The organism is Bradyrhizobium jicamae, from assembly GCF_018130695.1.
GTDB lineage: Bacteria > Pseudomonadota > Alphaproteobacteria > Rhizobiales > Xanthobacteraceae > Bradyrhizobium > Bradyrhizobium jicamae_B.
The window spans coordinates 283687-298464 of sequence record NZ_JAFCJX010000003.1 but is presented as its reverse complement, the minus strand read 5'-3'; the positions used below and the strand labels follow the sequence as shown (position 1 = coordinate 298464).

At 64.5% G+C, this 14778-nt stretch carries 16 protein-coding genes; 10 read left to right on the top strand and 6 right to left on the bottom strand.

Going from position 1 to position 14778, the window contains the following annotated elements:
• The first annotated feature begins 16 nt into the window (after positions 1-16).
• The 3 genes from JQ604_RS06620 to JQ604_RS06610 are packed head-to-tail and all read left to right on the top strand — an operon-like array spanning position 17 to position 3307.
• Complete coding sequence (locus JQ604_RS06620) at positions 17-1021, top strand: VOC family protein (protein ID WP_212354531.1); 1005 nt, start codon at positions 17-19, stop codon at positions 1019-1021.
• A gap of 10 nt (positions 1022-1031) precedes the next feature.
• The gene (locus JQ604_RS06615; protein ID WP_212354529.1) at positions 1032-1730 is read left to right on the top strand and encodes a GntR family transcriptional regulator; all 699 of its coding nucleotides are present in this window, start codon (positions 1032-1034) and stop codon (positions 1728-1730) included.
• Entirely contained in the window at positions 1727-3307 is a 1581-nt protein-coding gene (locus JQ604_RS06610; protein ID WP_212354527.1) for a bifunctional 3-(3-hydroxy-phenyl)propionate/3-hydroxycinnamic acid hydroxylase, read from the top strand. The genes JQ604_RS06615 and JQ604_RS06610 overlap by 4 nt, the downstream gene beginning before the upstream one ends.
• Positions 3308-3309: 2 nt before the next feature.
• Here the strand turns inward: JQ604_RS06610 and hemE are convergent, their stop codons facing one another.
• Positions 3310-4356, bottom strand: a complete 1047-nt coding sequence (gene hemE, locus JQ604_RS06605) for a uroporphyrinogen decarboxylase (RefSeq protein ID WP_212354525.1) — start codon at positions 4354-4356, stop codon at positions 3310-3312.
• A gap of 125 nt (positions 4357-4481) precedes the next feature.
• Here hemE and JQ604_RS06600 point away from each other — a divergent pair, with 125 nt between their 5' ends.
• On the top strand, positions 4482-4703 hold the full coding sequence (locus JQ604_RS06600; protein ID WP_212354523.1) for a hypothetical protein: 222 nt from the start codon (positions 4482-4484) through the stop codon (positions 4701-4703).
• Between the two features lie 32 nt (positions 4704-4735).
• Here JQ604_RS06600 and JQ604_RS06595 read toward each other — a convergent pair whose 3' ends face one another.
• Both JQ604_RS06595 and JQ604_RS06590 read right to left on the bottom strand, forming a co-directional pair.
• Positions 4736-6397, bottom strand: a complete 1662-nt coding sequence (locus JQ604_RS06595; RefSeq protein ID WP_212354683.1) for a pilus assembly protein TadG-related protein — start codon at positions 6395-6397, stop codon at positions 4736-4738.
• Positions 6398-6407: 10 nt separating this feature from the next.
• The gene (locus JQ604_RS06590) at positions 6408-6821 is read right to left on the bottom strand and encodes a TadE/TadG family type IV pilus assembly protein (protein ID WP_212354521.1); all 414 of its coding nucleotides are present in this window, start codon (positions 6819-6821) and stop codon (positions 6408-6410) included.
• A gap of 302 nt (positions 6822-7123) precedes the next feature.
• Here JQ604_RS06590 and JQ604_RS06585 point away from each other — a divergent pair, with 302 nt between their 5' ends.
• A complete protein-coding gene (locus JQ604_RS06585; RefSeq protein WP_249158055.1) occupies positions 7124-8062 on the top strand; it encodes a LysR family transcriptional regulator in 939 nt (312 codons plus the stop codon).
• Positions 8063-8187: 125 nt separating this feature from the next.
• On the opposite strand, the gene JQ604_RS06580 is transcribed toward JQ604_RS06585, so the two are convergent.
• On the bottom strand, positions 8188-8403 hold the full coding sequence (locus JQ604_RS06580; RefSeq protein ID WP_212354519.1) for a SlyX family protein: 216 nt from the start codon (positions 8401-8403) through the stop codon (positions 8188-8190).
• A complete protein-coding gene (locus tag JQ604_RS06575; RefSeq protein ID WP_212354517.1) occupies positions 8400-9140 on the bottom strand; it encodes a rhodanese-related sulfurtransferase in 741 nt (246 codons plus the stop codon). Before JQ604_RS06575 ends, JQ604_RS06580 begins: the two co-directional genes overlap by 4 nt.
• 182 nt (positions 9141-9322) lie before the next feature.
• Between JQ604_RS06575 and ggt the strand changes: the two genes are divergently transcribed.
• The 4 genes from ggt (at position 9323) to JQ604_RS06555 (ending at position 13772) form a co-directional block, all read left to right on the top strand.
• Entirely contained in the window at positions 9323-10909 is a 1587-nt protein-coding gene (gene ggt / locus JQ604_RS06570; protein WP_212354515.1) for a gamma-glutamyltransferase, read from the top strand.
• 62 nt (positions 10910-10971) lie between these two features.
• Positions 10972-12219 (top strand): FAD-dependent oxidoreductase, encoded by a 1248-nt coding sequence (locus tag JQ604_RS06565; protein WP_212354679.1) that lies wholly within the window; start codon positions 10972-10974, stop codon positions 12217-12219.
• 82 nt (positions 12220-12301) lie between these two features.
• The gene (locus JQ604_RS06560) at positions 12302-12742 is read left to right on the top strand and encodes an FKBP-type peptidyl-prolyl cis-trans isomerase (protein ID WP_433996230.1); all 441 of its coding nucleotides are present in this window, start codon (positions 12302-12304) and stop codon (positions 12740-12742) included.
• Between the two features lie 22 nt (positions 12743-12764).
• Positions 12765-13772 carry a D-2-hydroxyacid dehydrogenase family protein gene (locus tag JQ604_RS06555; RefSeq protein WP_212354510.1) on the top strand — a complete coding sequence of 336 codons (1008 nt, stop codon included), beginning with the start codon at positions 12765-12767 and terminating at the stop codon, positions 13770-13772.
• Between the two features lie 99 nt (positions 13773-13871).
• On the opposite strand, the gene JQ604_RS06550 is transcribed toward JQ604_RS06555, so the two are convergent.
• On the bottom strand, positions 13872-14087 hold the full coding sequence (locus JQ604_RS06550; RefSeq protein ID WP_212354509.1) for a CsbD family protein: 216 nt from the start codon (positions 14085-14087) through the stop codon (positions 13872-13874).
• A gap of 140 nt (positions 14088-14227) precedes the next feature.
• Here JQ604_RS06550 and JQ604_RS06545 point away from each other — a divergent pair, with 140 nt between their 5' ends.
• A complete protein-coding gene (locus tag JQ604_RS06545; RefSeq protein WP_212354507.1) occupies positions 14228-14752 on the top strand; it encodes a cupin domain-containing protein in 525 nt (174 codons plus the stop codon).
• Positions 14753-14778: the final 26 nt, after the last annotated feature.

Here is a 14778-nt window from a genome sequence, read left to right as displayed (position 1 = left end):
GAGAAAGGCAGAGCGCATGAGCCTCCCGACCACGAATTTCGATCCGCCGTTTCGCATCACGCGGTCGAGCCATCTCGTCCTCACCGTGCGCGACCTCGCTGCGAGCCGGCAGTTCTACGAGAAGGTGATCGGCCTGATCCTGACCGCGGAAGAGGACGACGCGCTGTATTTCCGCGGTGTCGAGGAGGCCTGTCACCACAGCCTGGTGCTGCGCAGGGGCGGCCACGTCAGTTGCGCGCGGATCGGCCTGCGGGTGCTGATGGAGTCCGATCTCGACAAGCTCAAGGCGTTCTTCGAAACGCACGGCTGCGCGACGGAATGGATCGACGTGCCGCATCAGGGCCGTTCCCTGCATGCGACTGACCCGGTCGGCACGCCATTGGAGTTCTGCGCGACCATGCCGGTGCTGCCGCGGATGATCACAAAATTCAGCCGCCAGGTGGGCGGCTGCGCGCTGCGGCTCGACCATTACCAGATCCTGACGCCGGAGGTGCGCAAGGCCTGCGAGTTCTACATGGCGGCCGGCTTCCGCCTCAGCGAGTACATCGCGCCTTCAGGTACGTTCGACCTGCGCGGCGTGTTCCTGCAGCGCAAGGGCAACCCGCATGACATCGTGTTCTTCAACGGCGTCGGTCCGCGCCTGCATCATTTCGCTTTCCTCGCGCCGGAAGTGCACCATCTCCTGCACGCCTGCGATCTGGCCGGTGAGTTCGGCTACGGCGCCTCGGTCGAGCGCGGCCCGGCGCGGCATGGACCGGGACATGCGATGTATGTCTATATGCGCGATCCCGACGGGCACCGCATCGAGCTGTTCAACACCCACTACCAGATCATGGATATCGAGAACGAGCCGATCGGCTGGGACCCGACCGATCACAACATCGCCTTCCCCTGGGGCCTGCCGGCGCGGCAGGCCTGGTTCGAGGAGGCGACACCGTTTGCCGGCGTCACCGTGCGCGAGCCGGCGGTCAAGCCGACCCCGCTGACGCTGGAAAAATATCTCGCCAAGTCGAACAGCTGAGACGCATCCGATGCCAGATAGTTCGCTCGACCAACCCGAAGGAGCCAAGGAGACGCTGGCCTCCCACGTCTATGATCGGTTGCGCCAGGATATCATCTCCGTCGTGATCGAGCCCGGCGAGAAGCTGCATATCCGCTCGCTCTGCGAACGGTTCGACGTCGGCCTCAGCCCGATGCGCGAGGCGCTGAGCCGGCTGTCGACGGAGGGGCTGGTTGCACAGAGCGATCATCGCGGCTTTGCGGTGGCGCCGATGGGGGAGCAGGACCTGGTCGACCTCACCCGCGCACGCTGCTGGCTGAACGAGCTCGCGATCCGTAAATCGATCGCGCGCGGCGATGCCGCCTGGGAAGAGCAGGTGGTGCTCGCGTTCCACCGCCTGTCCCGCACGCCGCGCTTCGAGCCGGGCCAGGAGCAGGAGCGCAGCCCGAAATGGGAGATCGCGCATCGCAACTTCCACTCCAGCCTGATCTCGGCCTCCGGCTCGGAGCGGATCCAGCAATATTGCGAGCATCTCTTCGATTCGTCGGAGCGTTACCGCCATGTCGGCCGGAAGGCCGGCGTCAAGGGTGCCAACCGCGACAAGGAGCATCGCGCGCTGATGGAGGCGGTGGTCGCCCGTGACGCCGACGAGGCGGCGCGGCTGATCACGGCGCATTTCGAGCGGACCGCGGAGTTGGTGCGTCAGGTGTTGAGGGAGCTGAAACGTTGAGCAGGGGACCTGACTATGATGTCGCGATCGTTGGCCTCGGCCCGGTCGGCGCCACCTTCGCGCTGCTGCTTGCAAATTACGGCTTGAAGATCGCGGTCGTCGAGCGCGCCGCCGACATCTACGACAAGCCGCGCGCCATCACGGTCGACCATGAAGCACTGCGCGTGTTCCAGGCGATTGGTCTCGCCGATGTCATGGAGCAGGCGATCGCGCCGCATAACGGCACGCATTACCTCGGCGTCGATGGCGAGATCATCAAGATCTTCGATCCGATGCCGCCGCCGTTTCCGCTCGGCTGGATTCCGAACGCGACCTTCGTGCAGCCGGAGACCGAGAAGGCGCTGCGCGACAAGCTCGCGACGTGCAGCAATGTGGATGTTCTCCTGTCCACGACGGGCCTGTCGCTGGCGCAGGACGAGACCTCGGTCTCGCTGACGGCCAGGCGCGAATCCGGCGAGGAGATCGTGCTGCGCGCGCGCTATCTGGTCGGCTGTGACGGCGGCAACAGCTTTGTCCGCAAGCAGATCGGCGGCGGCCTCGAGGATCTCGCCTTCGACGAATGGTGGATGGTGGTGGACGCGCTGACCTCCGATCCCGCCAAGCGGCCGGCGCGGACGTTCCAATATTGCTGGCCGTCACGTCCCGGCACCTTCGTGCCCGGTCCGCGCAATCTCCGGCGCTGGGAAATCAAGCTGCTGCCCGGCGAGGATCCGGTCGCTGTGGGCGCGCCCGACAGTGTGATCAACCTGCTCAAGGGCTTTACCGATACGTCGGATCTCACCATCTGGCGCTCGGCGGTCTACCGCTTCCACGCTTTGCTCGGGCAGCGCTGGCGCGATCGCCGGGTGCTGCTGATGGGCGATGCCGTGCACCAGACGCCGCCCTTCCTTGGCCAGGGCCTCTGTGCCGGCATCCGCGATGCCGTCAATCTCGCCTGGAAGCTCGCGCTGGTGTTGCGCGGCGATGCGGGCGAGGCGTTGCTCGACAGCTACGAGATCGAGCGCAAGCCGCATGTCCGCGCCGTCGTCGCCAGCGCCAAGGAGTTCGGCAAGATCATCGGCGAGCTCGATCCGGTCGCCGCCGCCGAGCGCGACGCGCGGCTGCGCGCCGATCTCAAGTCGGGCAAGGCGGAAACGATCCGGCAGAAATTCATCCCCGACCTCGTGAGCGGCTTGATCGAACGTGACGCCAGGCTCGGTGGACGCTTGTTCGTGCAGCCGCATGTGCGCGGTCCTGACGGCCGCGTGCGCCGACTCGATGATGTCCTCAAGCCGGAATTTGCCATTGTCACGTCAGCGCCGGAGACGATGGCCTGGCTATCGGACGATCTGCGCGCGGCGTGGCGGCGGATCGGCGGTGAGCGGGTCGTGGTCGCAAGCGCGGGCGAGAGCAGCGCACGCGACGGTATCCTGACCGTGGTCGAGACCGAAAAACTGTTCACCGACTGGATGCGGCAGAATGCGGCGGCGGCCGTGATCGTGCGGCCGGATCGCTACGTGTTCGCCAGCGCTGACAATGCCGACGAGTTCAACGTGCAGGTCCAGCATTTGCTGCAAAACCTCAGCGCAGGGTGCTAACGCTATCCCCGATACGCCCGCACCCGCTTCACCATCTGCTCGACATGGGCGATCGGCGTCTCCGGCTGGATGCCGTGGCCGAGGTTGAAAATCAGCCGGCCCTTGGCAAAATTCTCCAGCACGTCGTCGACGGCGCGGTCGAGCGCGGCGCCGCCGGCAATCAGCGCCAGCGGATCGAGATTGCCCTGCACCGCGACGCGGTTCTGCACGCGCTCGCGGATCATCGACGGCTCGGCCGCCCAATCGATCGAGACGGCATTGACGCCGGTTGCGTCCACATAGGCCGGCAGCATGCCACCGGCGCCGCGGGGAAAGCCGATGATCTTCGCATCGGGCACCTGTTTGCGCACGCCTGCGACGATGCGCTTGGCGGGCTCGATCGACCAGCGCACGAACTCGCGCGGCGGCAGCACGCCGGCCCAGGTGTCGAAGATCTGCAAGGCATCGGCGCCGGCCTTGAGCTGGCCGAGCAGATACTGGATCGAGTTCTCGACCAGCACGTCGATGATTGTCTGGAAGGCGTCGGGATGGCGATAGGCCAGCATCCGCGCCGGAGCCTGGTCCGGCGTGCCCTGGCCTGCGACCATGTAGGTCGCGACCGTCCACGGCGCGCCGCAGAATCCGATCAGCGCAATCTCGGGTGCGAGCTCGCGTCGCACGCGGCGCAGCGCCTCATAGACCGGCTCGAGCTTGCTGAAGTCGGCTTGCCGCGCCAGCGTGTCGATCTGCGCGGGCGTCGCCAGCGGATCGAGCCGCGGGCCTTCGCCGACCTCGAAACGCACCGCGCGGCCGAGCGCGTGCGGGATCACCAGAATGTCGGAGAAGATGATCGCGGCATCGAAATTGAAGCGGCGGATCGGCTGCAGCGTCACCTCGGCGGCATGGTCGGGGTTGAAGCAGAGATCGAGGAAGCTGCCGGCCTTGGCGCGCAGCTCGCGATATTCAGGCAGATAGCGTCCGGCCTGCCGCATCATCCAGAGCGGCGGCACGGCTTGCCGCCGGCCCGCCAGCACCTCGATAAATGGCTTGATTGCAGCTTGCTGGGACACGCAAAAAGTTCCTGATCATGCGGGGAATTTCCGGGGCTCCTGATACACGGTGCGGCGCGAGGGGCCAAGGCGCATCTGGAACCCCCGTTCAGGCGGCCGCGTTATTTCCGGCAATGGAGGATGACATGGCCGAGAAATTCAATCCCGCCGCGCATGACAAGCACGCCCAGGATCCGCAAGAAGCCCTGGCCGCCGACCGCGAAACCCATGCCAAATTGCAGGCCGGTCTGGAAGACACGTTCCCGGCCTCCGACCCCGTCAGCGCCGCGCAGCCGGCGCCGAGCAAGGTGGACGGCGATCGCGAGACCGCGTCGCTGTGGGACAAGGTGATGGCGGTCTTCCGCTAAGCCGCGCAGCGACGCGACGCCGGCGTCACGGCCTAATTGACCAGCACCGCGCCGTCGCAGCGAATTCCCATCACCCACAGATCGACCTGTCCGATTCCGATGCCGAGCGTCGCCAGCACGGACGCCAGCGTCTGGTCGATCGAGCTGGTCGCGCCGTTCAGAATGCCCGACACCGTGCCACCAATGCCGGGGACGGGAATGGCGAGCGGGCCGGCATTGACGGACAGCGAGAGATCGCCGAGCAGGCTCGCGGTCAGCGACGAGGTGAAGTTGCTCGTCGTCACCGTCTTCTTCACCGCGGACTGGATGTCGACATAGGTGAAGTCGACATTGGTCGGCGTCGTATTGCCCATCCCGGCATGGGCTTTGCCCGAGACCGTGATGCCGCCGACATTGACCAGTGTCGCCGCGGGCGGGTTCGGCTTCACCGAGAAATTCGTCATGTCGGCGGCGGTGACGCCGCCGATCCAGGCATCGACGATTCCGGGCGTGGCGGCGAGCGTCACGCGCGACGTGCCGACGTTGGGCAGTCCGCAGGATACGGCATTGAGGGTGGCGGTGCCGGAGGCGACCTCTACATAGAGCGGCAGGTTGACGCCGGGAACGGGGCCGCTGCCGGCCAGCTGGATCGAGAGCAGGATTCGTGTTTGAGCGGTGTGCACGCTCGCGCCCTGCGCGCCGAGCTCGACCCATCCCGAGCCGACCGGCCGCTCGCCGACAGTCGCCAGCACCGACACGTTGGCGATGCCGGGCAGGCCGAGGTTGACCGACGTCGCGATCTGGTGCGAGCCGTTGGCGAGCTGTGCCGTGGCGGAGAGCAGGTCGAAGACGGATACCCCGGCGCTGAGTTTTGGCTTCTGTCCGGCCGCGAGGTTGGCGAAAGGACCAACGTCGATCAGCGAGCTCGGCTTGATCTTGGTCGTGACGCCGGTGGTGGCCTGCGCGATCGTCGAGAGCGCCGTCGTCGCGGCATTGGCACCGTTGGTCGCCTGCTGCGTGGTCAGCGCGGCGGCAATGATATCCGAGACCTTGATGTTGCTGTTCAACAGGGTGTCATAGGTGACGCCCGTCATGTTGACGCGCGTCGCGAGGTTCGACAGGAAATCCAGTGCATCGACCCGGGCGTTGATCAGGGCCTGATAGTCCATCGCCGACAACGACAGTGTGGTGCCCAGCATGCTGCCGAGCATCGTGTTGATCAATCCGCCGTTGATCGCCGCGAGCCGCGAGCCGATCGCGAACGAGGCCAGTGCGGTGGAGGACGCCGTTGCGGTCGTCGTGATGGGGTATTGATTTTTCCCGGTGAAATAGCGCGCAAAATACAGCGGCGTTTGCGTATTCAGCGTCACCCGTGCGGCATTGGCTGTGCCGACTGCGGGCGTGACGAACCGTGCCTGCGGCGCGATTGTGGAGTTGGCCGAATAGTTTCCGAGTTCGACTTTCGCAAGCGAGCTGGCCGGGTATTTGTTCTGCACCACCGTCGCGGTTGCGGCATTGACCGCATTGGACAGGTTGCTGGCTGCGATGATCGCGGCAAGATCGGCCGCGCTTTGGGCTTTCCGGCGGTCGGTGAAGATCGTACCGAGATCGACGGCGAGCGCCGCGCAGCCGACGACGAGGGTCATCAGGCCGGCGCCGATGATGGCGAAATTGCCGCGTTCATCGGCATCGAAGCGTCGCAACAGGGCCAGCATCGTCGTCACGTCAGAATCCTCCGTATTGAATTGCGGCGGAGCGGACGATGGTGGTCGGTGGCGCCGGCACGAAGGGCAGGCTGTAGATGAACATCCCGGACGCGTTGTAATTGACGGTGACGACGTAAACATTCGGATTGCCGGACGACGGCGCGGCGTTGACGGACAGGTTGGAGGGAACGATCAGCGGATAGGTCGCTGCGTTCGTCGCCACATAGTTCGTCGCCAGGCTGTTGCGTTCCGTATCGCTGATGCCGGCGACCGAGGACCGCGCGGCTTCGGCGGCGAGCTGCTGCACGCCATGGACCATCGCCAGATAGGAGCCGAATACGACGATACCGAAGATGATGGCGAGAAACAGCGGCAGCATCAGTGCGAACTCGACGGCGCTTGCGCCGCTTCGGCAAGGAATGAATTTTTTCATTGTCAGAACCTGCAACGTCAAATGTTTTCGGCCAGAGTTGCAGGCCTTTCTGAACGCGATCTGTAGGAAAGCTTCCGGGATTCGGAATATGGTATCCGAGCAAATAGGGTCCTCAGCGTTAGCGGACCGATAGTTCTTGATGGGGCAATAAGACGCGGCGATATAAGCCGGTAAAATGCTGCCCGATCAGCGCTATAGCGGTTCTCGATTACCGAGCGGCAGCCCACTATGCACGCTAAGGTATGTATGGCTCGTACTTCCCAAAATTTGAAGCTCGGTAAACATGCAACCATTCGTTAGTATTGGTTGCACGCGGGCGACTCGCGCGTCGCAGTGTCACGCCCGCGACTGGAGCTTCGATGCAGAGACGAAATCAATTCCTGAATGTTCCGATTGAAATCATTCGCACTGTCGTCGCCATAGCCGAAACCGGAAGCCTGTCCAAGGCTGGCGAGCGTCTCGGACTGAGCCAGCCTGCCATCAGCTCGCAGGTGAAGCGGCTGCAAAGCCTGGTCGGCGGCGCGCTGTTCGTGAAAACGGCGGGCGGCACGACGACCACCGAGCTCGGCAAGGTCGCCGTGCAGCAGGCGAGGCGGATCCTGGAAGCCAACGACCAGCTCCTCAGGCTCGGCGGCAATAATGAGGGGCCACTGGCGGTGCGGCTGGGCATCAGCACCCTGCTCGCCGACGAATTCATCAGGTTGCAATCGGCCGTGGCGCTTGCCGACGTCTTCGTCCATGCCGATCTTTCGCCCGCGATCGTTCGCGGACTGGTCGACGGCTACATTGATGTCGCGTTCATTTACAGCAATCCGCTGACCGACAACGAGCAGGACATCACCATTGTGAACGAGGCCGAGGAGCCGTCGGTTTGGGTGCGGTCCCGCGATTTCGTCCTGCGTCCGGGGGCGCCGCTGCCGATCCTGGCATGGCCTGGCGACGACTGGATGATCCGCACCCTGACCAAGCACAATATGTCCTACAAGATCGTGTTCAGGAGCCCCAACCATCAACTGCGGCTCGAGGCAGCCCGCGCAGGTATCGGCCTGACGATCATTCCGGAGCGGATGGTGCCATCCTTCCTGATTCCGGCGCGCGAGTACTATCTGCCGCAATTGCCGATGCTCCGGCGATTGTTGTGTGTGCGGTCCGGCCTCGATGATGATCGGGCGACCGCGCTGGTGCATCAGCTCGCGCAGGTGTTCTTCACGGACGCCGGGAAGATACCGGCGGCCACCTAAAGCGCGATGAGATTGGGTTGAATCGCCATCGCGCCTTAGGCCCTTTGTTTGCGCATGATCTCCGCGCAAACGCGTTCCGCGTTTGTCGCGAGGGAAAACCGCTTCACACTTTTCCGGATCATGCGCTAGTAGTGCGGCGGCCTTTCGTTGGTGGGGCCGGGCGCGTTGGTCTCGGCCTCCTGCAGCCGATCGCGCAGCTCCGCGACCTGCCGCGTCAGCGCATCGATCTGCTTCCACTGCGCGGTGATGGTCTGGTTCAGCGTCTCGACGGTCTCGTCCTGGTAGGTCAGGCGCATCTCCAGCGCATCGATCCGCTCACTGAGCCTTGCGATCTCGCTCATGCGACGTCCTTAGCTCGTTCGCGCAGGCCGTGGCCGAGCGCGACGCGCTCGTCGAACACGAAGCAGTCGCCGCGCCAGCGGCTGTCGGCTTCCGGCGTCTCTTCCAGATATTTCAGAATGCCGCCCTTGAGATGATAGACCTCGGCAAAGCCGTGGGCGAGCAGATACGCGCTGGCCTTCTCGCAGCGGATGCCGCCGGTGCAGAACATCGCGATCTTCTGATGCTTGGCCGGATCGAGATGCTCGGCAGCAAATTCCTTGAACTGACCAAAGCTCTTGATGTCAGGGTCGACCGCGCCCTCGAACGTGCCCATCGCCACCTCGAAAGCATTCCGAGTGTCGAGCACCAGCGTGTCGGGCGACGATATCAGCGCGTTCCAGTCGGCGGCGCCGACATAGGTGCCGACGCGCGCGGTTGGATCGACCGCGGCGCCGAGCGTCACGATCTCCTTCTTCAGCCGCACCTTGAGCCGCCCGAACGGCATCTCGGCGGCCTCCGAGAATTTCAGCTCGAGATTGTCGAGCCGACCGCCGAACAGCGGCCCGTGCTGCAATTCGGCAACGAAGGCATCGATATCTTCAGGTTGGCCCGCGACGGTGCCGTTGATGCCCTCATGCGCCAGCAGGAGGCTGCCCTTGAGATGGAGGCTTGCGCAGAGCGCGCGCAGCGGCTCGCGCAATGCGCAATAATCCGGCAGCGCGGCGAATTGATAGAGGGCGGCGACCTTGAGGGGCATGGCGCCGGTGTATCAGGGCGGGGCACGCCGCGAAACCCCGCAAAGCCATGCATTATCGAGATAATTCCCCTGCCATCACTTGGTATGCCAGCCATTGCCCCGTCAGCCATGAATGTGTCATGTAGCTTGCATCCGCCCGGATGAGCGCCCCCCAAAGAAACAAGATCAAGCGAGCCCTGAAGATGAGGAATTTCCATTTTGCCGGCCGGTCCACGGTCCATGCCCAGAACGCGATGGTGGCGACCTCGCATCCGCAGGCATCGCTGGCGGCGATCGAGGTACTGCGCGAGGGCGGCACGGCGGCGGATGCGGCTGTCGCGGGCAGCCTGCTGCTCGGCGTGATCGAGCCGCAATCGACCGGCATCGGCGGCGACTGCTTCGCGCTGATCCAGCCGCGCGGCGAGGGCAAGATATCAGCCTATAACGGCTCCGGCCGGGCGCCGAAGGCGGCGAACGCCGACTGGTATCTCGAGCGCAAGATCAATTCGGTGCCGCTGACCTCGGCCCACGCCGTCTCCATTCCCGGTGTGATCGACGCCTTCGCGACCGTGCTGCGCGATCACGGCAAGTTCGGGTTCGACCGGCTGGCCCAGCCTGCGATCAAAGCGGCCGAAGAGGGCTACGTCGTCGCCCCGCGCATCGCCTTCGACTGGAAGAACCAGTTCGAGAAGCTGAAGGCTGGCACCAATACCGAGCGCTATCTGCTGCCGCACGGGCAGCCGGCCAAGGCCGGCGACGTCATCCGTCAGCCCGAGCTCGGCAAGACGCTGCGCGCGATCGCCAGGGATGGCCGCGACGCCTTCTACAAGGGCCCGGTCGCCGAAGACATCGTCGAGACGCTGCGGTCGATCGGCGGCCTGCATACGCTTGATGACTTCGCCGCGCACACCACGGAAGTGACGACACCGATCGGCACCATGTACAAGGGCTATGACCTCTGGCAGTGCCCGCCGAACGGTCCCGGCATCACCGCGCTATTGATGCTCAACATCCTGTCACGCTTCGACCTCACCAAATTCGCGCCGCTCAGTGTCGAGCGTTTCCATCTCGAAGCGGAAGCCGCGCGCATCGCCTACATGAATCGCGAGATGCATGTGGCCGACCCCGCCAGCATGAAGATCGATGTCGCCGAGATGCTCGCCAAGGGTTTTGCCGACGACTACATCAGCAAGATCCGGATGGACGGCCTGCTCGATTTGCCGAACGTCGCGCCGCCGATGAATCCCTCGACCATCTACATCACGGTGGTGGACAAGGATCGCAACGTCTGCTCGTTCATCAATTCGGTCGCGCATTCCTTCGGCTCGGCGATCGTCTCCAACAGGACCGGCGTGCTGCTGCAGAACCGTGCCGGCGGCTTCCGCATCCAGCCCGGCCACCCCAACTGCATCGCCGGCAGCAAGCGCCCGCTGCACACGATCATGCCGGGGCTCCTGACCAAGGGCGGCCGCGCGCAGATGCCGTTCGCCGTGATGGGCGGGCAGTACCAGCCGGTCGGCCAGACCCATGTGCTGACCAACATCCTCGACTATGGCTGCGACGTGCAGGAGGCGATCGACATGCCGCGCGGCCTGCATTACGAGGGCGTCTATCAGCTCGAGGACAGCGTGCCCGCCGAGATCGTCGAGGGTCTGAGGAAGATCGGCCACAAGACCACCAGCGTGGTCGCGCCGCTCGGCGGCGCCCAGGGCATCTGGATCGACTGGGACAAGGGCACGCTGACCGGCGGCTCCGACCCGCGCAAGGACGGCTGCGCGCTGGGCTATTGAGAGGAACCGTGCGGCTTCGCACCGGTTAGTGCCCAAGGCATTTTCTGCGTGCGAGGCTGCTCATCCCAACTTTCGATTCCGGCAATACCGACCACTCCGATCTTCGCGGCGGCTCGTCGCCGTGGTTTGCCGTCGCGAAGCATCCCCCGCGGCCGGCGGTCACTGAAAATCTCCGCTGCGACGCGCTGATCGTCGGCGCCGGGATCACCGGCTCGCTGGTGGCGGAGCGGCTGACGCGGCAAGGGCTCGACGTCGTCATCGTCGACCGCGAGCATCCCGGCCGTGGCAGCACGGCGGCCAGCACCTCGATGCTGTTGTGGGAGATCGATCGCTCGCTGGTCGCACTCACCGAAGCCTATGGCTTCGAGCGCGCCGTGCGAGCCTATCGCGCAAGCCTCGATGCGGTGACGGGCCTGAGCGCGCTGGTGCACGATCTCGGATTGCCGGGCGAGGTCAGGGCGAAGACCTCGCTCTATCTGGCCGCCGGCGATAGCGCGTTGGAGCTGATCGAAGAGCACAGGCTTCGCCGCCGCGCCGGATTGCCGGGAGATTTTCTCGATCACGCGCACTTGCTGGAAGCTTACGAGATCGCGCGCGCAGGCGCGATCGTCTCACCCGGCGCGGCCGACGCCGATCCGCTGCAGCTGGCGCGCGGCCTGTTGCGACTCGCGGTCTCGCGCGGCGCACGCCTGTTCGACGCGGAAGCCGTGGCATTCGATCGAGCGGGACAGTCCGTGACTGTCGAACTCGAGGAGGGACATGTCATCGAAGCGACATCCGTGGTCCTGGCGACCGGCTATGTGATGCCGGACATCGTCCATTCAGGCATCCAGAACGTGTCGTCCAGTTGGGCCATTGCAACCACGCCTCAGCCGCAAAACATCTGGAAGGATGGTGCGCTGATCTGGGAGGCCACCAGGGACTATCTCTACGCGCGCACGACGCCGTCCGGCCGTATCATCATCGGCGGCGAAGACAGCGAGGAGACGATCGAACCGGAGGCGCGCGATCGGCTGATTCCGCAGAAGTCGCGCTTGCTCGCAAAACGTCTCGCAGCACTGTGGCCGCGCGCCGACATCAAGATCGCACATCGCTGGGCAGGCGCGTTCGACACCACAGAAGACGGTCTGCCGCTGATCGGTCCCGTGCCCGGCGCGAAAGGTGTGTACGCCGCCTATGGCTATGGCGGCAACGGCATCACCTTCAGCTATCTCGCGGCGCAACTGATCGGCGATCTCATCGCCGGCGGGAGCTCGCTGCTGCTGGATGATTTCGCGCTGGACCGCGACGGCGGCATGGCGGCTCCCTGAAAATTGGCTAGGGATTTGCGCGCCGCTGGGCTAGACACGGCCGTCCTTCACAAGAGGTATCTCAATGCGATCTTCCCGACGCATGATCATCAAAACTGCGTTCGCTGGTCTGGCGGCCGCGATCTCCACGCCCGTTGTCTCAGAGATGGCAGCGGCCCAAACTGCAGGAAAGCCCATGACCACGTCCTCAGGCCTTCAGATCATCGACAGCAAGGTTGGCACCGGCGCTTCGCCGAAGACCGGCCAGACCTGCGTGATGCATTACACCGGCTGGCTCTACGAGAACGGCCAGAAGGGCAAGAAATTCGACTCCTCCGTCGACCGCAACGAGCCCTTCGAGTTTCCGATCGGCATGGGCCGCGTCATCAAGGGCTGGGACGAGGGCGTCGCCACCATGCAGGTCGGCGGCAAGCGCACGCTGATCATTCCGCCCGCGCTTGGCTACGGCGCGCGCGGCGCCGGCGGCGTGATTCCGCCGAATGCGACGCTGATGTTCGATGTCGAGCTGCTGGCGGTGAAATAACGACAAGGCAGGGAGCGCAGCCGTGAAGATCTCGATCCTCGACGATTATTTCGACACGCTGCGCACCCTGGACTGCTTTGCGAAGCTCAGGGGGCACGACGTCACGATCTGGAACGACCACGTCCAGGACGTCGACGCGCTCGCCGCGCGCCTGGCGGACACCGAAGCGCTGGTGCTGATCCGCGAGCGGACACAAGTTCGAACGCCGCTGCTCGAGCGGTTGCCGAAGCTGCGGCTGATCAGCCAGCGCAGCGTCTATCCGCATATCGATATCGACAGCTGCACGCGGCTCGGCATCATCGTGTCCTCCAGCCAGCATGCGGACACGCCGTCCTACGCCACGGCTGAATTCACCTGGGGACTGATCCTGGCCGCGATGCGCGCGATCCCGCAGCAGATGGCCTCGCTGAAAGCCGGCAACTGGCAGATCGGGGTCGGCCATACGCTGCGGACCAAGACGCTCGGCATCTACGGCTACGGCCGCATCGGCGCCGTCGTTGCCGGTTACGGCAAGGCGTTCGGCATGAACGTGCTGGTCTGGGCGCGCGAGCCGGCGATGGCGAAAGCGCACGCCGACGGCTACGAGACCGCGGCGAGCAAGGCGGACTTCTTCGAACGCTGCGACGTGTTGTCACTGCATATGCGCCTGGTCGATGCCACCCGCGGCATCGTGAAGCCTGCGGATCTCGCGCGCATGAAACCGACGGCGCTCCTGGTCAACACCAGCCGCGCGCCGCTGATCGAACCGAATGCGCTGGTCAATGCGCTGCGCGCAGGACGGCCCGGCATGGCCGCGGTGGACGTCTACGAGAAGGAGCCGCTGCGGGATACCGCCGATCCCTTGCTCAACATGCCCAACGTCGTCTGCACGCCGCATCTCGGCTACGTCTCGCGCGACGAATACGAGATTCAGTTCACGGACATTTTTGATCAGATTGTCGCCTATGCGGCGGGAACGCCGACCAACGTCGTCAATCCGGATGTGCTGGCACATCTGGACGTGCTGACCAAGGCGCGCCCGCGAGCCTGACACGAAAGGGACCGGCCCGAATGGACCGGTCCCTTCATCACATTGTGCCTGTGATCAGAGTGCCTGTGATCAGAGTGCCTGTGATCAGGGTGCTCGTGATCAGAGCTTCTTGTTCGCCGCAGCCGCCGCGCGGTTCATGGCCTCCTTGGCCATCTCCTTGGCATCGCCCATCGCCTTCTGGCCCTTGCCCTTGGCTTCCTGGATCGCGCCTTCGCCCTGCATTTCTTCAGAACCCGTGGCCTCGCCGATCTTCTGCTTGGCCTGGCCGATCTTCTCGTTGGTGGTGCCCTTGATCTTGTCGGTCGTGCTACCCATGACTTTTGTCCTTTGAAAAGCGTTGAATTCTTGCAGGGGCAACGCGCGAGATCGGCCATACGTTCCGATTTTCCGCTCGCCTCCCTGCGCGCTTTTCGCTAGCGTTCCCTGCACGAAACCTGATGTCCGAAAGAACAAAAATGAGCGGTTCCCACGATCACACCCATTCCCACGATCATCACCATCATGATCACGATGACGAGCGCTGGAAGCACGACGGCGTGCGCGTCATTCCCGGCAATCAGCTCGATCCGAACGTGCCCTCGACCGCCGGGATGGACCGCAAGGCCGCGATCAATTTCGCCCGCGTCGGCGCGCAGAAGCTGTGGGCCGGTACCGTCAGCATCAAGCCGGACGCCAAGACCGGCGCGCATCACCACGGCCATCTCGAAAGCATCATCTATGTCGTGAAGGGCAAGGCGCGGATGCGCTGGGGCGAGAAGCTGCAGTTCACGGCCGAAGCCGGCCCCGGCGACTTCATCTTCGTGCCGCCCTATGTGCCGCACCAGGAGATCAATGCCAGCCGAGACGAGGTCCTGGAATGCGTGCTGGTCCGCTCCGACGGCGAGGCGGTCGCGATCAATCTCGACATCGAGCCGGTCGAGAAGCCGGAGACGGTGCTGTGGATCGATCCCGTGCACCGGCATCCCGACGAGAAGAAGTAACGCCGTCATTGCGAGCGAAGCAATCC